The 20598-nt window shown below is 51.8% G+C and carries 16 protein-coding genes; all 16 read left to right on the top strand.

What is annotated here, in order from left to right; all coding sequences use genetic code 11:
* The first annotated feature begins 169 nt into the window (after positions 1-169).
* Positions 170-1453, top strand: coding sequence for a citrate transporter (locus GC101_RS06290; RefSeq protein ID WP_245648246.1), 1284 nt, complete (start codon positions 170-172; stop codon positions 1451-1453).
* Positions 1454-1523: 70 nt separating this feature from the next.
* Positions 1524-3668, top strand: a complete 2145-nt coding sequence (locus GC101_RS06285) for a hydantoinase/oxoprolinase family protein (protein WP_171716566.1) — start codon at positions 1524-1526, stop codon at positions 3666-3668.
* 12 nt (positions 3669-3680) lie between these two features.
* The gene (locus GC101_RS06280; protein WP_171716565.1) at positions 3681-4352 is read left to right on the top strand and encodes a hypothetical protein; all 672 of its coding nucleotides are present in this window, start codon (positions 3681-3683) and stop codon (positions 4350-4352) included.
* A gap of 178 nt (positions 4353-4530) precedes the next feature.
* Positions 4531-6330 carry a sensor histidine kinase gene (locus GC101_RS06275; RefSeq protein ID WP_171716564.1) on the top strand — a complete coding sequence of 600 codons (1800 nt, stop codon included), beginning with the start codon at positions 4531-4533 and terminating at the stop codon, positions 6328-6330.
* Positions 6330-7652: an ABC transporter substrate-binding protein gene (locus GC101_RS06270; protein ID WP_171716563.1), complete on the top strand. Its 1323-nt coding sequence runs from the start codon at positions 6330-6332 to the stop codon at positions 7650-7652. The genes GC101_RS06275 and GC101_RS06270 overlap by 1 nt, the downstream gene beginning before the upstream one ends.
* Positions 7653-8161: 509 nt before the next feature.
* Positions 8162-10150 (top strand): Na+/H+ antiporter, encoded by a 1989-nt coding sequence (locus GC101_RS06265; RefSeq protein WP_171716562.1) that lies wholly within the window; start codon positions 8162-8164, stop codon positions 10148-10150.
* A gap of 55 nt (positions 10151-10205) precedes the next feature.
* Positions 10206-10778, top strand: a complete 573-nt coding sequence (locus GC101_RS06260) for a CueP family metal-binding protein (RefSeq protein WP_171716561.1) — start codon at positions 10206-10208, stop codon at positions 10776-10778.
* Between the two features lie 690 nt (positions 10779-11468).
* A complete protein-coding gene (locus GC101_RS06255; RefSeq protein ID WP_171716560.1) occupies positions 11469-13271 on the top strand; it encodes a sensor histidine kinase in 1803 nt (600 codons plus the stop codon).
* Positions 13264-14907, top strand: a complete 1644-nt coding sequence (locus tag GC101_RS06250; protein WP_171716559.1) for a response regulator transcription factor — start codon at positions 13264-13266, stop codon at positions 14905-14907. Before GC101_RS06255 ends, GC101_RS06250 begins: the two co-directional genes overlap by 8 nt.
* Positions 14908-15119: 212 nt before the next feature.
* On the top strand, positions 15120-16034 hold the full coding sequence (locus GC101_RS06245) for an ABC transporter permease (RefSeq protein ID WP_171716558.1): 915 nt from the start codon (positions 15120-15122) through the stop codon (positions 16032-16034).
* A 13-nt stretch (positions 16035-16047) separates the two neighbouring features.
* The gene (locus GC101_RS06240; protein WP_039308538.1) at positions 16048-16926 is read left to right on the top strand and encodes a carbohydrate ABC transporter permease; all 879 of its coding nucleotides are present in this window, start codon (positions 16048-16050) and stop codon (positions 16924-16926) included.
* A gap of 62 nt (positions 16927-16988) precedes the next feature.
* Positions 16989-18710, top strand: coding sequence for a type 2 periplasmic-binding domain-containing protein (locus GC101_RS06235; RefSeq protein WP_171716557.1), 1722 nt, complete (start codon positions 16989-16991; stop codon positions 18708-18710).
* 183 nt (positions 18711-18893) lie between these two features.
* Positions 18894-19175 carry a hypothetical protein gene (locus GC101_RS06230; protein ID WP_171716556.1) on the top strand — a complete coding sequence of 94 codons (282 nt, stop codon included), beginning with the start codon at positions 18894-18896 and terminating at the stop codon, positions 19173-19175.
* A 6-nt stretch (positions 19176-19181) separates the two neighbouring features.
* Positions 19182-19640 carry a hypothetical protein gene (locus GC101_RS06225; RefSeq protein WP_171716555.1) on the top strand — a complete coding sequence of 153 codons (459 nt, stop codon included), beginning with the start codon at positions 19182-19184 and terminating at the stop codon, positions 19638-19640.
* Positions 19641-19728: 88 nt separating this feature from the next.
* Positions 19729-20175, top strand: a complete 447-nt coding sequence (locus tag GC101_RS06220; protein WP_171716554.1) for a hypothetical protein — start codon at positions 19729-19731, stop codon at positions 20173-20175.
* A gap of 37 nt (positions 20176-20212) precedes the next feature.
* Positions 20213-20598 (top strand): hypothetical protein (locus GC101_RS35700; RefSeq protein WP_216626486.1); only part of this gene is annotated, 386 nt, incomplete at its 3' end.

Below are 20598 nucleotides of genomic sequence, written 5' to 3'. Positions count from 1 at the left end.
TCTCAAAGACCGGGAAGCGCAGAGGTGATACGGAGGTTGTCATTTTCAAGATTAATCTATACCGTTCATTTGATTCCAAGCTTGCTTGGTTTCCGATGGTAATTAAGTACAATAATTCTTATAACAACGTATATTTCACAAAATATTAGGAGGAATTGGTTTGGAAACTGTGCAGATTATCGGCATTTTACTTGTATTTATTGTGTTTGTGGGCCTGATGATGACCCGCAAGCTGACCACGCTGCTCGCCCTGCCGATGATGGCGATACTGCTGGCGGCGATCGCGGGAATCCCGCTGCTGTCCGATAACCCGGATACCTTCACCATCACCAAGGGTGTGCTCGCAGGCGGGGCCATGAAGCTGTCCACGGCCATCGCCGGACTGATCTTCGGCGCCTGGTTCGGCCAGATTCTCAGCAAGGTCGGCATCACGAAGACCATTATCCGCAAGGCTGCGGAGCTGGCCGGTGACAAGCCGCTGGCGATTGCCATTATCTTTTTCCTCGCTGCGTCTGTAATCTTCTCGGCTGCCAACGGGCTGGGCATGGTCATTCTCGTCGGAACGATTGCTATTCCCATTATGCTCACTGCCGGTCTTAAGCCGTTCGTCAGCGGCCTTGTTGTCCTGCTGGCCAATGCGGTCGGCGTGGTCTTCAACGTCTCCACCTGGGCCATTTATACCGATGTGCTAAAGGTGCCGACGAACACGATTGCTTCGTATTCACTGATCTGCGCTGTTCCGCTGATTGTCATTGCCTTGATAATGATCGTCTACTATACCCGCAAAGACGGCAAGGTCCGCCGCGCCTGGGCCATGCCGCTCAAGCCGGAATTCCAGGCTCAGGATACCAAGAACGTAAGAGCCATTGCGCTCATCAGCCCGCTTGTTCCGGTGCTGCTGGTATTTTTCCTGAAGGTTGATATTGTGTCTGCAGTCTTCATGGGGGCGGTTGTCACATTGCTGCTCGCCACACCTAAACGTCCTATCCATGTGCTGTCGAGTGCGCTGGTGGAAGGGATTCAGGATGTGGCCGGTGCCCTCGGGCTGATGATCGGGATCGGGATGCTGCTCAGCGCGGTAACTGCACCTCCGGTGGCGTTGCTGATTCAGCCGCTGATCGAAGGCATTATTCCAACCAGTCCGCTGATGTACATTCTCGTCTTCACTTTGCTGTCTCCGCTTGCGATTTACCGTGGACCGCTTAACGTATGGGGACTCGGCAGCGGAATCGCGGCACTGATTGTTGCCGGAGGCATGGCACCAGTTGCGGCTATGCTGGCACTGCGTATCGTGAGCAATCTGCAGGCTGTCAGCGATCCGACCAACTCCCACAATGTCTGGATCGCCGACTACACCAAGACGGATATTATTGAAACGCTGCGCAAAACCCTGCCATGGATGTTCGCGGCTGTGATGATCTCGATGATTATCGCGGGTCTGACCGTTTTCTAGATTAAGCTCTGGTTAGGCGAATACAGATTGCAGATTAGAGACATAAGCTTCATGGAGAGGAGAACCTGCTATGAACAATAAACAAATCAGGATCGGCATCGATGTCGGAGGAACCTTCACGGATGCCGTTGCGATAGACAATGAGACTTTTGAGGTGCTGTCCAAGGTCAAAATGCCCACAACACATCACGATGAACGCGGAGTCGCCAGCGGGATTGTCCAGATCATTCAGCGGATTATGAGCGAGAACGGCATTCTTCCCGGTGATATCAAGTTCATCGCCCACGGGACGACTCAGGCCACCAATGCTCTGCTCGAAGGAGATGTTGCCCGTGTCGGCATCGTGGGGATGGGCACGGGCCTCGATGCCCGCAGTGCCCGCTCCGAGACCAATGTGGCCAATATTGAGCTGGCTGCGGGCAAATATCTTACCACGTATCACAAGTTCATTGATTCGAAGGAACTGACGCCGGAAACCATCGATGCGGCGATTGATCAGCTGCTCGCCCAGGGCGCAGAGGTTATTGTGGCCTCGGAAGCCTATAGTGTCGATGATCCGGCCAATGAGCTGAGAGTGATGGAAGCGGCGCGCAGCCGGGGAGTGTACGCTACTGGAGGACATGAAATCTCCCAGCTGTACGGGCTGAAGACGCGGACCCGAACAGCGGTTGTCAATGCGAGCCTGATTCCGAAGATGATGGAGACCGCCAACATGACTGAGCAGGCCGTCAAAGAAGCGGGGATTACCTCCCAGCTGATGATCATGCGCTGCGACGGCGGTGTCATGAGCATCGACGAGGTGCGCAAGCGTCCGATTCTGACCATGCTGTCAGGGCTGGCGGCCGGTGTGGCCGGCGCCCTGATGTATGAGAAGATATCGGACGGTATTTTCTTCGAAGTCGGCGGAACCAGTGTAGATATCTCCGTGATCAAGAACGGCAAGGTGATGATTGAGAATGCCCAGGTAGGCGGACATAAGACTTATCTGCGTTCGCTGGATGTACGGACGCTCGCCGTTGCCGGGGGCAGCATGATTCAGATCGGCGGAGGCAAGATCACGGATGTCGGCCCGCGCAGTGCGCATATCGCGGGTCTGGAATACGAATGCTTCACCGGTAAGGAGAATCTGGAGCAGCCTGCCATCGGTCTGGTCAGTCCGCGCCCGGGAGATCCGGATTACGTCACTGTACGGGGGGCGGGAGGACATGAATATGCGCTGACCCTGGCAGGTGCGGCGAATCTGCTGAATCATGTGCCGGAGACGGACTATGCCCGCGGGAATATGGAGAGCACAAGAATAGCCTGGCAGGCGCTGGGTGCCCGGCTCGGCATGTCTGCGGAAGACGCAGCAAGGGCGGCAATGGATATTGCCATCCGCAAGGTGATGGCTGTAGTGAATCAGATGATCAGCGATTATGAGCTGGACGCCGGGTTTGTTACGCTGGTGGGCGGCGGCGGCAGCGGAGCTGTGCTCGTTCCGGCGATGGCGGCGAGTGAAGGCTTCAAGCACCAGATCGCCAATAATGCGCCGTATATCTCCACGATCGGCGTTGGGATGGCGATGGTCCGCGAGCAGATCGAGAAGACTGTGGTCGGTGCGACAGAGCGGGATATCAAGCTGATCCGTGCAGAGATTATGGAGAAAATCGTCCAGTCCGGAGCGAATGAAGCTACGGTTGACGTGACGATCGAGATCGATTCGCAGCGCAATATTCTGCGGGCGATCGCCACCGGCTCGACCGAGCTGCGCTCGAAGGATCTGGCCAGCCGCGAGGTGCCTGTGAATGAGCTGATGCTGACGGCGGCGGAAGCGCTGGGCCAGCCGGCCGGCCGGACGGAGCTGAAGGCGGCCTCCGGCAGATGGTTCCTGTTCGAGTCCAGCGAGATCAAGAAGTCCATGTTCGGGCTGGTGAAGAAGAAGCTCAGCCATGTCGGCGTGCTGGACCGCGAGGGCGTGGTGCGATTTAAGAAGACGAATGCGTATCATCTGGCTTTTTTGAAGAAGAATATGGCCGACCGGTTTGCCTCGTTCCTGGAGGAGAATACAATCTATTCGGATGCTAATGCGACGATCCCGAAGACCTTTATCTTCTATAAGGAAAAAATGCTCGATCTGACCGGGATGCAGACCAAGGAGCAGCTGTTCTCCATTCTCGAAGTGGAAACCCAGCTGCTTGAGGACAACAGCGAAATGCTCGCTGTCGTCTATCAGTAGGAGGTGTACAGGATGATGAAGACAGCTGAACGGACGCTGCCAAGCGACAATGTGCTGGGATATGCCGAACTCACGAATGATCTGCTGTTTCACAGAATACCGCACAGCAAACGGCGTTATTATGTAGAGCGCCCGCTGGCGATCGGCAGGGAGCATGCCCTGGAATTCAAGGCCCGCTACGGCACGGATGTCGGGGCCATCTGCCGGAGCCGAGGAATCAGCGTCAATCTCAATGAACGGCAGGGCACCATCGGACAGATCCGCTTCCGCGCCCAGATTGAGCTGTCAGCCAAGGAGCGCGCCATTACGCTGTATAAATCGTCCATGGAAGAACTGCGGCAGTGTGCCGGGGTGCTGCTTCCCGGCCGTTCCTTCACGCTGAAGGAAATCACAGACATCCATCTCGCGCATGAGCTGTTTCACGATCTGGAGTTCACAGAGCTGGGGTACACCAACAAGCGGCTTGATGATATTAGCAGCCTCTCTCTGGGGCCGCTGCGTATCCGGGCCAGCGTGACCAAGACCTCGGAGATCGCCGCGCATGCGTTCAGCCGTTATCTGCTGGATCTGCCTTGCCTGCCGAACCTGCTGGACTACGCTTATATGATTCACAGCGGCACGCTGACTGCTGCTGAGTTCTGGAGGCAGACGGAGGTTTGGTCCGGAGAGCTTGAGAACAGCTGAGCGGACTTCTTCAGACAGCAGCCTTGTGCACGTAAGCAGACAGCAACCTTAAGAGGTGTGCTGTCTGCTGTATTTTTGTAGAGGACGCTATTGCGCCAGCCAGGGAGAACGTCTCTGACTTCGGACTCGAATTATGCTATGTTGGAGTGGGTATCCAGAGTTTGGGGAGGCTGTCCGCATGCCATTCAGAAAAGGTTCAAACCAATCTATATATGTACCGCTGCGCACCAAGTTTATCGTATTGTTCTGCCTGCTGATTACGGTTCCGTTTCTCGTTATCGGCACCATCAGCTATAAGAAATATACTGCCGGTGTGGAGCGCAGTACCGTTGAGCTCTCCAATCAGGTTGTGAGCCAGATTAATATCAATCTGGAGCATTACATTAAGGAACTGGACCGGCTTACACTTACGCCGCTGTACGATGAGGATATGATGCAGATTCTCCGCAAGCACAGCGGCAGCGGCTCAGCGAACACTTATTTAACTACGGATGAGACGCTGAAGATGAATCTGTTTATTTCTTCGCTGGCTTTTGACCGGGGTGAGATTGAGAGCATTCTGGTGTTCACCAATGACGGAGGAATCTTCAGTAATCTGGACCAGAGCGTCAGGAAGCGGTGGGACCGCAGCATGGCAGACTGGATGGAGGCGGTTGAGCAGGAAGACGGTGGTCTTGCCATCCTGCCGCCGCATGCTGCGGCCTACTATACAGAGGCGAAGCAGGGGATTATCTCGGTGGCCCGCGTTATCCGTGAGCCCTATACGAATGACATGCTGGGGATCGTCAAGGTGGATCTGACGGCGCGGGGGTTCGGTTCGATTGTATCCACGGTGCGTTCAAGCGGGAGCGGTCTGCTGCAGATTACCGGCAAGAATCAGGTTATGCTGTACTCAGGTCCAGACGGGCTTCCCGACTCAAGTGAATCCTATATTACAGCCTCTGCCCATTCTTCTTATACGGGACTTAAGGTGACCTCACTGATTCCGCGTACGCAGCTCCGGGAAGACGCACGCGAGCTAACGAATTCTACATTGATTGTCTCCATCGTAGCCCTGATGGCAGCTTATGCGGCGGCGATCCTGCTGTCGAACCGCCTGATTAAGCCGATCGCCCATCTGCAGTCGAAGATGAGGCAGGTGAAGCGGGGGCTGTTCCTGGAACGGGCGACGGTCACTACAAGCGATGAAATCGGGCAGCTGACCGAAGGCTTCAATACGATGATCGGCGAGATCGACCGTCTGGTCAAAGAGGTCTATGAGACCCGGCTGAAGGAGCGGGAAGCCGAGCTGCTTGCGCTGCAGAGCCAGATTCATCCGCATTTTCTGTACAATACCCTGGAAATGGTGAACATGCTGGCCCTTCAGGGCAATACCCGGGAACTCTCGGGTGTGGTGACCAGTCTCGGGAAGCTGCTGCGCTACACGGTCGGCCATCAGGAGCAGATGGTGTATGTTCTGGATGAGGTAAGATTCGTAGAAGCGTATCTGCGAATCCAGGGTATGCGTCTTGGAGACAAGCTGCAGGCTGTAATCCATATTGACTCTTCCTTCGATTACTGCGTGGTACCGAAGCTGATTCTGCAGCCGCTGATTGAGAATGTTATTGAGCATGCCATGGGCCAGGACACGCTGCAGCTTGCCCTGACGGCTTCGGTGGAAGAGGAAGACTTGGTGCTGTCCGTCAAGGATGATGGTCTTGGGATAACCGGTGAACGGATGCAGGAGCTTGAAGAACAGCTGTATGTGAATAAATCCCGGCCCGCTACAGAGACGGAGCAAGGCGGTTTCGGCCGGATTCAAAAGGGTTTTGCGCTGCGCAATGTCCATCAGCGGCTCCGGCTGCTCTATGGAGAGCCTTACGGATTAACTCTTGATCATACGGCAGAGCGCGGGGTAACGGTCTCACTGCGGCTGCCGATGAACTGGGAAGCGATGAATAATGCCGGACCCGCCGGGGACAGGCAGGAGGAGACATAATGATGTGGACAAGGCTGCTAAGCCTTATGGTAGTGGTGTTTATGGCTGCGGGCTGCTCTTCAGGGGCAGGAAGCGGGGCGTCTGACAGGAAAGCCGGGGACGGTGAAGAAGCAGGAGGAAGTGAGGCGGCTGCTGTGCAGGAGCCTGTGAAGCTGAAGTTCAGCATCTGGGGCAACGATGCGCAGAAGGCAATGGTTGAGGGCCTGGTGGATAAATATGAACAGCTCCATCCCGGGATTGAGGTAGAGATCATGACGATCCCTTTTGCTGACTATCAGCAGAAGCTGTCAATCATGCTGGCCTCCCGTACCGCGCCTGATGCCGGCTGGCTGGCGGAGCGGATGATTCCCCAGCTGCTGGAATCCGGCCAGCTGGTGGACATTGCAGCAGAGGTCAAAGAAGATCCCGGATATAACTACGCGGATATTTATCCGTCTACGCTTGATATCTTCAAGCGGGAGGATCGGCTGTACGGAATCCCATTCTCTACGCCTCCGGTGCTGATCTACTACAACAAGGACCTGTTCCTTGAGAAGGGTCTGAAGACGCCAACGGAGCTGTATAAGGAAGGGAACTGGAACTACGAACAGTTTCTCAAGGCCGCACGCAGCATCACTGATCCTCAGCAAGGCATTTACGGTGTGAAGCTGGTCCGCGACTGGAACAACTGGTCGGATGCCTTGCTGCCGCTGTTCTGGTCGCATGGCGCGGAGCTGTTTGACAGCAGTGCCACGGTTTTTGCACTGAATTCTCCTGAAGGGAAAGAGGCGCTGCAGCTGTACAGTGATATGATGTTCAAGGACAAGGTGCATCCGCTTCCGGGCGATGAACTCACCTTCGACAGCGGCCGGATCGGGATGTATACGGACCGTTACAGCTATACCTCGAAGGCCCGCGCGGTTACTGATTTTGATTGGGATATCGCTCCAATGCCGGCAGGTGTGAAGGGTACAGGAACTTCACTCGGCTATGCGGGGGTCTCTGTATTCGAAACCAGGCATCCGGCGGAAGCCGCGGAATTCCTGAAGTTCATCACCAGCGCAGAAGCCATGAGCGTTACCGCGCAATACTTCGTCCCGTCCCGGAAATCCGTGCTTGAATCGGATGTCTTCCTGAGAGCGGCTTCCAAGCCTTCGCCGGAGAGCATCCAGCTGGCCGTACTCGACCAGATCGCGGATGCCCGGATCGCGCCGGGCCATAAGAACTGGCAGCAGATTGATACGAAGATCCAGAGGCTGCTGGACGGGCTCTACACGCAAAGCTCTACCGTGGACGGGCTGCTCGGACAAATGGAGCTTGAAGTTAATCCGCTTATGAAATAAGAGGATGAATTCGTACACGTTAAAGACCGCCTTCGGCACCGCGTTTATGCGGGGGAGGGCGGTTTTTTTAAAATCCTGCACGAAATACAACAATTCTCCCGTTAAATCGGCTATAATCCAAAATTGTTGTAAAAAAGGCAGGAATATCTCCTCCGCCGAGCCGATATATGAAATATTCCTGTATTTCATACAACAATCCTTCCGGGCACCCGGTTATCCAGGAGCAAAGCTGCATTACATACAACAATTTGTAGCTGCCCGCACACTGTGAGCTGAGCTTTTGGCAGCCCGCTTTACTGTCGGAGAGATTTCTGAGGAACAGCGTAATGCGTAATCACAACCCCAGACCCCCTAATTTACAACAATCCGGCTTGTGAACTAAGCTGCCTGACTTGCATGCCTGGATAGTGCGGGGCGGATATTTGCCCGGAGATCGTTTATACTGAGTTTACATAGGAATTTTATTTTTATAGCAGCGCTAGAGAGTGCAGACATGGAGGTTTGATCGCTTGGAATTATTTGAGTATATTTTGCTGATGCTGGCAGCGGTCTCGTTGTCCAATCTGGTGAACCGATTTATCCCTTCGGTTTCCGTGCCCATCATTCAAATTGTGCTGGGGATGGCTTTGACCTGGCTGCCTTTGCATTTTGAACTGACGTTGAATCCGGAGCTGTTTCTGCTGCTCTTCATTGCCCCCTTATTGTTTAATGACGGCAGGCTTGCGGATAAAGTGGCGTTATGGAAGCTGAAGAAGCCTATATTGCTGCTGGCGCTGGGCTTGGTCTTCCTGACGGTAGGCGTCCTGGGTTACTTCCTGCATTGGCTGCTGCCTATTCTACCGTTAGCTGCGGCGTTTGCTCTGGCGGCGGCACTTGCCCCTACGGATGCCATCGCTGTAGGCGCGTTGGAGCAGAAGGTCAAAATCCCGCATCAGACGATGCAGATTCTCGAAGGGGAATCCTTGATCAACGACGCTTCAGGTCTGGTCTCGTTTCAGTTTGCCGTGGCCGCCATGGTCACCGGGGCATTCTCCCTCAGAACAGCCAGCCTGAGCTTCATTACCATTTCAATTGGCGGTGTCGTGCTGGGGCTGCTGCTCACGCTGATTAAATACGGGATAGTCAGATGGCTGCGCAGACTCGGGATGGAGAACGTTACGTTACATATGCTGATTGAGATTCTGACTCCATTTGCGATTTTTATGGCGGCAGAGGAGCTGGGGGTTAATGGAATCCTGGCCGTTGTCAGCGCAGGTATTGCCCATTCCTTCGGATATAAGCAGATGAATCCCGAGGTGGCTAAGCTGAGCATCGTGTCCAAAAGCACCTGGTCCGTCATTATCTTCGTCTTGAACGGCCTGGTCTTCCTGCTGCTGGGTACACAGCTGCCGGAGATCATACAGACTGTCTGGAACAATCCGGATATCGGGAATTTCCAGGTAATCCTGTACACGTTATTATTAACAGCGGCCGTGCTTGGCCTGCGTCTGATCTGGATGCTGATTATGGACATTCCCGAAGGGGAGGAGCCGCGGGGACACTGGAAGCTGGAGTTCAAAAAAGCTCTTATTCTCACGCTGTCAGGAGTCCGGGGAACGATCACACTCGCGAGTACGATGTCACTGCCGTTTTTCCTGGATGACGGTACCCGATTTCCGGCCAGGGATTTGATTATTTTCCTTGCGGCGGGTGTGATTCTCTGGACTCTGCTGGCCTCCAACTATCTGCTGCCGCTGCTGCTCGGCAAAGAAAATGAAGCAGAGCATAATGCCGAAGAGGTTGAGGCCAAAATCGAAATTCTGCGCAACGTAGTTTCCGGTCTAAACGATCAGGCTACGGATCATTCGCGAATGGCCCTGAGCCACTTGATCAGCACCTACACCTCAAGAATCCGCATGCTGAAGAAAAATGAAGCTGCAGAGGAAATGGAGCGGATGCTGGGTGTTACTTCGCTCAAGTGGCAAAGAGAGTACACCCTGACTGCGATGAAGCAGCGGGAGGTGAATCCGTACACGGCCTACCGTTATCTGAACCGGCTGAACAAGCAGCTATTCATGCACACCCGTGATCCGGAGTACAGGAATGACCTGGTTCCAATCAAAAGCTGGGAAGAGATTGTAGGAGTGATCCAGCAGGTGCGTCTAAGCGGCCAGGAACGGCGTGAGGAATGGAACCGGCTGCAGTCTGCCAATTTTGCCTACGTCTTGAAGAAGCTGAGAGAGCTGCAAAGTAAAGGGGAGACCGAACCTGAAGCGGTCAGCGCCCTGATCATGCGCTATGAACGGGGGCAGATGAGACTGACCCGTACGGAGTCCATCTCCTCCACCAAACGGGAGTTTGAAGAGGCTCTGCAGGAGCTGTCCAGAGCAGGGATTCAGCTGGAGCGTGACAACATTCAGCTGATGTTCGAGAGCGGACGGATTTCCAGAGCTAGCATGAAGGAAATGAAACGTGATATCCTGTTTATGGAACATGAATTGAGGGAAGAAATGGGCTAATAAATCCCACTTAGTATTAAGGCTGAAATTCCACAAGGAGATGAACATATAGAGTATGCGAAAACAAATCGTGGTGGGTACATGTGCAGTTGTTGCGGCAATCGGAATCTTTATTTATGCCGGAAGCGGGGAACGAAACACGGCTGACGTCGAAGAGGCGCAGGGCAGCAGCCAGCCGGTTAGTCAGGCGGCCGCTCAGGACATTAAGCAGATGGTGTCTGATTACAGCTCGCGCGCGCTGACGTCCCAGTCCGCCTCCATCACCTCCACCCAGCTCATCGTGGACAGCGGCGGTCCAAACGAAGTCACCTATGCTTTGCCGGAGAACGAATTCTTCCTGTCGGTTGCCCCGTATGTGCAGAAGACGCATCCATGTGCAACACACAGCCTGACCGGTTGCCAGGGGGAAATGGCAGGTCAGGAATTCGACGTATACATTGAAGATGCCGAAGGTAAGGAAGTGATGAAGCAGACAGTGAAATCCCAGCCTAACGGGTTCATCGACCTATGGCTCCCGCGTGACCAGAAGCTTCAGATCACCGTCACGCATGACGGGAAACAAGCCAAGACCGAAGTATCCACCTTCAAGAGCGACGACACCTGTCTTACCACTATGCAGTTAAGTTAATCTATTTCTATTAGGGTTACGTTCTAAGCCGTCTTCCGGTACCGCTATTAAGCGGCAGGGAGGCGGCTGTTTGCTTTGATCATTTACTTTACTGACCATGCGAATCACTGGCCTCCGGCTTAGTAACACAACGCAGGAATCCTCCGCTTTGATCCAGAGGCACCTTTATGAAATCCTGCACAAAATACAACATTTTCCTCGTGAGATCGATCGAAATCGAAAATTGTTGTACTTTTTGCAGCATTTCCACGTCTTCCAGCCAATCAAAGAGACTATTCTTGTATTTCGTACAACAATTCGCCTTAACACAGGGGTAACTGGCGACCAGAGTTGTACTCCGTACAACAATTATGCCTAATCAGCCCGGCGGGCTTAAGAAACCGGCTTCACTGCGGCTACAACTCCCGGGGTGAGTAAAGAATAATCAGCTTAAGCTTATCCATACGTCTATCTTTCCCTCTCAATCCATCCATCGCTCTATCTATCTATCTATCTATCTATCTATCTATCCATCCATCCATCCCTCTATCTAACCCACCCACCCAAATCCCCTACCTCTGCTCACGCCTCCCCCGGCCAGTCAACCGCCTAAGGTCTTCTCCGCTCTTGAATATAAAACCTAATTTACTATTCCAGAACCCGGTGTTACGATGGTGTGTAGTTGAGGCAAATAGGGGGCTAACAGGTTACATGAAGCGGATCACCCGGGTTTTTCACAATTGGAGTGTGACCTCGAAGTTTGTTGGGATCTTTGTTCTGATTCTAACGGTCTCGTCCATCATCACAGGGGTCATCATTTATGTGCAGGCATACAATTCAGCCATCTCCCAGGCGCGGAGCGTGATGGAACAGAATCTGCTGCAGACCAAAACCACGATCGATGAAAAGGTGGACATGATCGAGAACATTTCGGAGATCATCGCCTTTGATTCCAGGATTCAGACGCTGCTGGACAGCGCTTTTATTAATGAGAGCTTTCAGCTTCAGGACTACCGATACAACGTTGCCCCGATTGTAGATAACATTATGCGGCAGAATACGTACATCCACTCGATACATGTCTATATGAACAATCCGACGATCCCTGAGATCTTCGAGCTTTACGACGGCTTCTATAGTATGGACCGGATTCGCGGGGACGGGGAGTATGTACGGTTTATGAAGGATGTCCAGAACTCCACGGACTGGCGGGGACTGCATCTGGAGAATCTGCTGACAACGAGGCCTGATGTGAAGGCCAAAGCGGATGTCTTCTCGTATAACCGGAAGATTCTCTCCGGACGCAATAATGAGGTGAACGGTCTGGTCGAAATTGAGGTGACACAAAGCGTGCTGTTCCAGCCGCTGGAGGATGCCAACACGGAGGTTGGAAGCGTTCTCGTCCTCGACAATAATCACAAGGTTGCCTCCAATAACAACACTCCGCTGTCCGATGCGATGATCAATGAGCTCACCGGGGTGATGCCCGGGGATAACAGCAGGCTGAATATGCTGGCAACGGTAGGCGGGGTCAGGTCCATAGTGATCTCGGTCCCGCTTACAGGCCCGGATCTTCGCCTTGTGGGTGTTTTTCCGGTCAGCAACTTCGTGGATAAAGTGAACCAGTCGATCCGGACCAGCTTCATGGTGCTAATTGCCGCGCTCATTATACTGAGCCTGCTGGTGTATTATCTGACAGTGAAGCTGCTGTCCCGCATGAAGGTGCTGCTTAAGGCGATGAAGCAGGTGCGGGAAGGCTCCATTGACGTATCGGTGCCGGTTGTCTGGAATGACGAGTTCACCCAGATGGCACTGAGCTTCAACCATATGACTACCCGGATCCATGATCTGGTCGAAACCGTATACAAATCCGAGCTGCTGGAAAAAGATGCCGAACTTAAAGCGCTGGAGTCCCAGATCAATCCGCATTTTCTGTACAACACGCTTGCGACGATCTCCTGGGTGGCCCGCAAGGCCAAAGCGCCGGATATCGTGAAGCTGTCAGATTCCATGGCCAAGTTCTACCGGCTGGTACTGAATAAGGGGAATTCGGAGACATTGGTGGCGAATGAGCTTGATATGGTGGGGGCTTATCTGGCGATTCAGAAGTTCCGGTTCGAGGACCGGTTTGACGCGGTTTTTGAAGTGGAGGAGCGGGTCAGGAACTGTTATACGCTGAAGAATATTTTGCAGCCGCTGGTTGAGAATGCACTGATCCACGGGATTGAGCCTAAGCGTTCACATGGTACCATTATCATCAAAGCAGCACTCGAAGACGATCAGGTGGTCATCCGCATCATCGACGATGGGGTAGGCATGCCGCGGGATATGATCGAGGATGTAATTGCAGGCAAAGTTCTCAATACACGGGGCAGCGGGTTTGCCATTGCCAATATAACCAAACGTCTTCAGGCTTTTTATGGGGAATCCCAGCATATTGAACTTTACAGCAGACAGGGGATTGGGACGGTAATTACCTTGTCTTTTGCAGCCAGGGGGATGAACAATGTTTAAAATGCTTATTGTCGAAGATGAACGCTGGGAGAGAGAAGGGTTAATCGAGTTTCTGGACTGGGCGTCGATGGGCATCTCTGTGATCGAGACGGCATCGGACGGCATCGAGGGATTGGACAAAGCGCTGGAGATCAGGCCGGATATCATCATCACGGATATACAAATGCCCGGCAGGAACGGAATCGAGATGGCCAAGCTTGTTCTGGAGCAGCTTCCCGGGGTGCGGATCGTTGTGCTGACCGGGTATGATGATTTCGAATTTGCCCGTGAAGCCTTGCGGTTCGGCGCGGTGGATTATGTGCTCAAGCCGGTGGGGGAAGAAGAAATGCTCAGCACGATGCTCAAGGTCGTCCAAGGCTGTGAGGATCAGCTGCTGAAGCGGAGTGAAGAGGAGCGCATGTGGCTGGAAAAAGATGCGGTGCATCACCTCTCGCTGCGCCAGCAGGTAATGGATTGGCTGCTGGGCCGGGGCGGTGCGGAGACGCAGCAGCAGACGATTAATGAACTCCGGGACAATGGCTATCTGGAAGCGGGCGCCTTCTCTGTGTGGCTGTGTTCCCGGCCGGGCTTGCCGCAGAAGCCGGATACAATGGAGATGGAGCGGACCGCCGGAACTGTACTGGGGCGGCAAGTGCTTGTGCTTTCGGCCGGGGCGGGGGCAGGGCAGGGAGAACTTACGGCCTTCGTCCTGCTCATCGCCCTGCAGCAGGATGAGCTCAGCGGACAGGCACAGCTTGCAGAGAAGCTGCTGCAGGTGTTTAATCTGCAGCCAGTGATCATAGAGGATACAGCCCGGGAACAGGTTGATCCAGCGGGGTGGATCATCGGCATAAGCTCACCGCGGGAGGATATCGGACTCATCCGCGAATCCTTCCGGGAATCGCAAAGTGCATTTAACTTCGCGGTGTTTAATGGCCTGAGCGGAGTTGTTGCAGCAGACAGGGAACAGTTCGCCAGGAAACAATTCACTAAGGACTCTGAGGTGTTCACCCGGCAGTTCCGGGAGCTGGCCAAGCGCCTGAGGTATGATCTCGGGAGCGGGAGCCCAACCGGACCGGTCATGGACGAACTGTTCGCCTTGCTTGCCGCGCATCCCGGGGCAGGAAGATCCTATATCGCTTCCTTGCTCGGCGGTGTGATCGAGAGCTGTTCCTCGCTTGCGATGCCCGCTGCCCAAGCTACCACAGCAGTTGCCGCCAATCATATGGAGGCGCTGCTGGCCAGCAGCCGTCTCCCGGACATGAGAGCTTATACAGCAGGCGTTATCGGTGAAATGTCGCAGCTGCTGGAAGAGAAGCGGAACCGTAAGGATGACTATCTGATTAACCGGGTCATCGTTCTGATTGAGGAACAGTACGGGAACCAGGATCTAAGCCTGGCATATTTAGCCGGCGAGGTATTCGTCTCCCCCAACCACCTGGGGATGATCTTCAAGAAGAAGACAGGCAAGACACCGAGTGAATATATCCAGGAGTACAGGCTCGCGCGTGCGGAGGAGATGCTGCGCACAACCAAGCAGCGCATAGCTGTAGTGGCCGAGCAGATCGGTATTCCGAATCCATCGTATTTCGGGCTGCTGTATAAGCAGGTCTACGGAATGACACCAGGAGAGTACAGGGAATTTGTACAGCGTTAAGGGTCAGTTCCTACCCGCACGATAATAAGTCAGCCTCAATCGCAGATGATGCGTTTGGGGCTCTTTTATTTAGACAGCGCTTACAAACATCGTGGGATTCTGATACCCGCGTTCATTTTTGATATATAACCCTGGCAGGCGGCATTTTATAATTAACCCATAGGAAGATGAGAAGTCGAACGCAATCGAATGCAGAAGAAAGGATGTAGCTTATGAGCAGTTTGCCCTCCAAGCGGTTCTGGCAGCAGCGGTATCTGATGTTGCTGACACTGCCTGCAGTACTATGGATGATCATTTTTAACTATATCCCGATGTATGGTGTGATCATTTCCTTCAAGGAATATACACCTTTTCAGGGGTTTCTCCACAGTCCCTGGACAGGGCTGGCGAATTTCCGGGAATTATTCAATGATCCGACGTTTACAGAATCACTGGCTAACACATTCAAGATCAGTATTGCCAAGCTGGTATTTGGTTTCCCGGCACCGATCATCCTGTCGATCCTGCTGAATGAGGTAGTATTCAAAAGGTTCAAGCGGATTGTTCAATCACTGACGTATTTGCCGTATTTCGTATCCTGGGTGCTGGTAGTCGGCTTAATGTACACCCTGCTTGATCCGGAGACTGGCGTAATCAGCAAAATGCTGGTCAGTACCGGGATTATTGGAAGCGATACCATGATGATGGGCAGCCCGCATACGTTCCTGACCCTGGTTGTATTTACGGAGATCTGGAAGAATATCGGCTGGAACTCCATTATCTATCTGGCAGCCATTGCCGGCATAGATCCCCAGCTGTATGAAGCGGCCATTGTGGATGGTGCGGGCCGGTTCCGGCGGATCTGGCATATTACACTGCCTTCCCTGAAGCCAACGATCATTATCCTGCTGATTCTCTCGGTGGGCGGGCTCATTAACTCGAACTTTGATCAGATGTACCTGATGCAGAATTCAATGACCCAGGATGCAGCCAATGTGCTGTCTGTGTATTCGTACAAAACGGGTCTCGTAACAGGCAGATTCTCCTACGGGACTGCGATTGGCCTGTTCCAATCCATCGTGGCTTTTGTGCTGATGTACATTGCCAATTATTCTTCACGCAAAATCACTAAAGAGAGCTTGTTCTAGGAGGCGGGACATCATGTTAACGTATTCGAAAAGGTGGCCGGAACGAGCCTTTGACATCCTGAATGTGCTGGTGCTGCTGGCGCTCTGTATTATGACCCTGTATCCGTTCTATAATATCGTAATTACTTCCCTTAACGATCCGACGGATGCTGCCCGTGGAGGGATCGCCTTCTGGCCGCGCGTGTTCTCCATGGAGAATTACAAAGTCGTGTTTCAGGATGAACGTATGGGGCATGCCTTTTTCATCACCATCGCCCGGACTCTTGCCGGAACAGCAACTGCGGTATTGTTCACAGCAGCCTTTGCTTATGGCGTATCCAAGACCGAGCTGATGGGGCGTAGGATTTTCCTCATGATGGCTATTGTCACCATGTATTTCAGCGGCGGTATTATTCCTTATTACCTCGTTGTAGCCAAGTATCTGCATCTAAAAGGGAGCTTCCTGGTCTACATTATCCCGAATCTGTTCAATGTGTTTAATGCCATCATTATGCTGACCTTCTTCAGGGGACTGCCCAAGGAAATTGAGGAATCGGCCAAAATTGACGGTGCCAACGATCTGCGGATATTCTGGCAGCTGGTCCTGCCGGTCTCCAAGCCCGTGCTGGCGACGATTGCACTTTACAATGCGGTGTTCCACTGGAACGCCTGGTATGATGCCATGTTATTCGGTAATGATAACCTGCTGACACTCCAGCAGATTCTGATGCAAATTATCAGCTCGAACAGCAATGTCAGCCTGATGGCCAGCAATCTGGGGCTGGGTTCAGTCTCTGCGCAATCGCTTAAGCTGGCGACGATGGTCATTACCACATTGCCGATTGTCTTTACCTACCCGTTCGTACAGAAATATTTTGTGCAGGGCGTGATGATCGGTTCGGTCAAAGGTTAATAACGGCTTTAACGGCTCCGGCCGTTTAAGTATATAGATTTCATTTTATGGGAGGTCAATGTATGAGAAAGAAAGGCGCACAAGGAATGGCCGCTGCTTTACTCGCCGTCACTCTGCTGGCAGGCTGCAGTTCTAATAATACCGGCAATAATGCAAATGGAGCGGCTGAGGGTAATGCGCCAGCTACTCCGGCAGCGAATGCTTCGGCAGAACCTGCTAATGCAGGCACAGACACCGGAAGCACGGAATCCTGGAAGCAAGACACCTCACCTTTTAAATTCACCCAATATTTCTACGGGAACTGGGCATCTGCATATCTGTGGAAGGATCAGTATGCGATGAAGCTGGCTACAGAAAAAACCGGTGTGACGATAGACCGCAAGCTGGCAACAGGGAACGATGACGACTACCTGAACACCATGATTGCTTCCGGGGATCTGCCGGATACCATCATGCTGGACTGGAACAATCCTGCGGTAAGCAAGCTGATCAATAATGGTATGGTCTACTCCATGGATGAGCTGATGGACAAATATGCACCGGAGCTGAAGTCCATGCTCGACCCGGATATGGTGAAATATCATTCGGTCAACGGAAAGCTCTGGTACTTGCCGAACCTGTTTGAAACCGCTGACAGACTGACCAGCGGGGTACCGATTACGCCGATTCGTCCATGGTTCTTCCGCGAAGATATTTACAAGGCCATTGGCAGTCCGGAGCTGAAGACGACAGATGATCTGATGAACGCCCTCAAGCTGGCAAAGGAGAAATTCCCTGAGATCAGTCCGGTCGGTGTGGAGAACTTCGATGTGGCCAAAAACAGCTTCGGCGGCAGCTTGTCAATGAACTTCCTGATCAGCTCCTTCTCGCCGAACCTGCTGGAGGAACGGATCAAGGATGATCAGCAGATCGTAGAATACCCTATGCGGAACAAAGGCTTCATCGATTCCTTCCGTTACATGAACCAGCTGTACCGCAATGGACTATTCGATTCACAGCTGCTGATCTACAAGCAGGAGCAGTATGAAGAGAAGCTGTACGGGGCGCAATATGCCGCAGCTTCGCAGTACATGTCCAATATGTACACCCAATACAATCCGAAAATTGAAAGTACGCTGGGGGCCGATCATAAATACACGATTATTGGCGGACTTCAGGCGAATGGCCAAGACCCAAGATATGCCGCTTCCCGTCTGATGGGCTGGCAGGGCTTCTTCATCACCAAGAATGCGAAGAATCCGGAACGGATTATCCGCTTTGCTGAATATGCCTGGTCCGATGAAGGACAGCTTGATGCACGCTACGGTACTGAAGGCGAGACTTATGACATGGTTGACGGCCTGCCGAAATTCAAGCAGGAAATTATGGACTTGAAGCTTAAGGACAACAACGCTTATAACGCCCAGTACGGCTTCGATGATTCGACTCTCCTGATGCGGGCAGGTAAACTGTGGGATGATGCGTCCGCCCGTGACTTCCAGGAACAGCAGCCGGAGCAATTCGCCGGAGCGAAGCTGCTGGAGAAATACAACTTCGACAGCTACTCCCTGGGCATGGACAATCTGGAGCCGGACGGCTCTTCACCTGAAGGTGTGATCAACGGCAAAGTGAAGGATCTCTGGAACAAAACCATTCCGAAGCTGATCCTGTCCGAAACCGATGCTGATTTCGACAACGCCTACAACGATTTCATCAGCCAGATGGACAAAGTCGGTGCAGAGAAGGCCGAGAAAGTGATGTATCAGCGCCACCTGGAGGATATGCAGAAGAAGGGCGTTCAATAAAGGATAGTGGGTTAGAGGGATTCGAGGGGACCGTGTTTATCACGGTTCCTCTTTTGTCGTTCTGTTGATCTACACAAATCATGGGGAGAATCCGATAACTTGGGGTAAAGGGAATATATTCAATAGATTCCTGATATTATATCTGGCTGATGAGGAACAGTGACCAAGTCAAAGGAGCGTAATATGATTATCAGTTTGATTTTCGTTGCTTTAAGCGGATTAATGGGAGTGGGGATGTACTTTCTAGTCATCGGCATAGTCTTTTCTGCTGGCGGAGGCGGTTTATTATGGACAGCAACCGACTATAATCAACTGTCGTTTTATATTGTTCTCTTGGTAGTGTGCCTGGTAATCTGCTTTTTCTTTGCAAAACACTTGTTAGAGAAGAGCCTGCATCTTTTGCTCTTGATCTGTTTTAGCACGACAGTGCTCTTTTTCTTCCTTGCGCCTTGGCTGGTGAGGTGAAGAGAAATGCATAAGAAGATGATTCTTACAATAAAAGGAGTAATGCAGGTTTTAGTGGTTATCGTCATCCATTTGGGGATGATTTACTTTTTAGAGATGAAGACGGAAGAGTGGGAGGGAGTGGGGAAGCAGGAGATATTCATCACATATTGCTGTCCGCTAATTCTCTTGAGTGTAACCTGTGCGATGGCTTTAAAGACGAAGAAAATCATGTGCAATCTGATTTGGTTAGCGGTTAGCCTTATTCCTAGTATTGCCCTCCTCTTGAAATTAAAAGAAGAAGCAGTGGCGGCGGAGCAGACCGAACCTGTATTTATTGAGATTCACTTTTCTCAGGGTTATGTTGAACTGATGATGTTATTCCCGTTTCTCTATTCGGTTATACAAATACTCTTTTTGATGGCTATGCTGATAATGATAGTGAGCGTGAGTAAAGAGAACACAGGGGATGCGGAGGATACATAGAATCATAAAGTTATATTTATTGGATATAACCGCTTTGTTCATGAGCACTAGTTTTGGTTGGTGATTTAAAGAGGCAAGGGGGAGGAAAGTGGAGAAATTAATCAATGCAATGTTCCGAGCCATCCTTTATGTGCTACTGGCAGTTGGACTGCATTTGATCTTAATCTATTTTCTTGGGATAAGGATGGAGTTACGGGAGCCGGGCGTAATTCAAACTCTATTCAAGATGTATTTATTGCCCCTGTTATTGGGTTTTGTTAATTGTTTCTTATTGATTAGGACCGGCGGGATCAAACACCAAGTTATCTGGTTTTTAGGGATGATGCTCTCCAGCTTCCTGCTTCTGTTCTTTTTTAAAGTAATTCAAACTAGTGGAGATAGTGAGTATGGGGCTATAGTTTCTTTTGAACTTTTGCCGAAATATGATCTTGAAATGCTCCTGCTTTTTCCCAGAGGCGTTTTAGTAGTGCAAAGTGTTTTGACATTCTACTATTTGATTAAAAGAAAAGAGATTTTGAATCGGGTACTGGTTTAAATTAAGGGAGATAAATGGAATCTGGGGGCTGCGGAAGATGAAACCAAAAAAGACAGTACTCCAAACTATTTCACATATACTGGCAGCAATTGTAATACATTTGATATTAATTTATTTTCTTGGGATCAGGATAGAGGGAGGAGGGGGAACAGAGTTAATCATTTTACTGTGTAAAACGTACATTCTGCCCCTCGCCATGTGCTTTATCAACGGTTTATTGTTTAGTAGGGCGAAGAGAGTCAGGGACCGTATCACCTGGTTCGTATTTACTGTCATCCCAAGCAGCTTACTTCTGTTTCTTTTCGAGGTAATGCAAAGTGATGGAGGCAGTGAGGATGAGCTTGTATTTATTACAATGCCGAAGTATTCGGTTGAAATGATCTATCTGCTTCCAATAGTTATTATAATCATCCAATTAATTAT

This window comes from Paenibacillus phytohabitans, from assembly GCF_013141775.1.
In the GTDB taxonomy this organism is placed as follows: Bacteria; Bacillota; Bacilli; order Paenibacillales; family Paenibacillaceae; genus Paenibacillus_AQ; species Paenibacillus_AQ phytohabitans.
This window is presented reverse-complemented; position numbering and strand designations above follow the sequence as displayed.

Bases quoted from the DNA above. Each gene is read 5' to 3' on its own strand.
- GC101_RS06250 (WP_171716559.1), top strand. From the start codon at position 13,264: ATGTTTAAAATGCTTATTGTCGAAGATGAACGCTGGGAGAGAGAAGGG.
- GC101_RS06270 (WP_171716563.1), top strand. From the start codon at position 6,330: ATGATGTGGACAAGGCTGCTAAGCCTTATGGTAGTGGTGTTTATGGCT.
- GC101_RS06275 (WP_171716564.1), top strand. From the start codon at position 4,531: ATGCCATTCAGAAAAGGTTCAAACCAATCTATATATGTACCGCTGCGC.
- GC101_RS06240 (WP_039308538.1), top strand. From the start codon at position 16,048: ATGTTAACGTATTCGAAAAGGTGGCCGGAACGAGCCTTTGACATCCTG.
- GC101_RS06235 (WP_171716557.1), top strand. From the start codon at position 16,989: ATGAGAAAGAAAGGCGCACAAGGAATGGCCGCTGCTTTACTCGCCGTC.
- GC101_RS06225 (WP_171716555.1), top strand. From the start codon at position 19,182: ATGCATAAGAAGATGATTCTTACAATAAAAGGAGTAATGCAGGTTTTA.
- GC101_RS06245 (WP_171716558.1), top strand. From the start codon at position 15,120: ATGAGCAGTTTGCCCTCCAAGCGGTTCTGGCAGCAGCGGTATCTGATG.
- GC101_RS06230 (WP_171716556.1), top strand. From the start codon at position 18,894: ATGATTATCAGTTTGATTTTCGTTGCTTTAAGCGGATTAATGGGAGTG.
- GC101_RS06260 (WP_171716561.1), top strand. From the start codon at position 10,206: ATGCGAAAACAAATCGTGGTGGGTACATGTGCAGTTGTTGCGGCAATC.
- GC101_RS06285 (WP_171716566.1), top strand. From the start codon at position 1,524: ATGAACAATAAACAAATCAGGATCGGCATCGATGTCGGAGGAACCTTC.
- GC101_RS06255 (WP_171716560.1), top strand. From the start codon at position 11,469: ATGAAGCGGATCACCCGGGTTTTTCACAATTGGAGTGTGACCTCGAAG.
- GC101_RS06280 (WP_171716565.1), top strand. From the start codon at position 3,681: ATGATGAAGACAGCTGAACGGACGCTGCCAAGCGACAATGTGCTGGGA.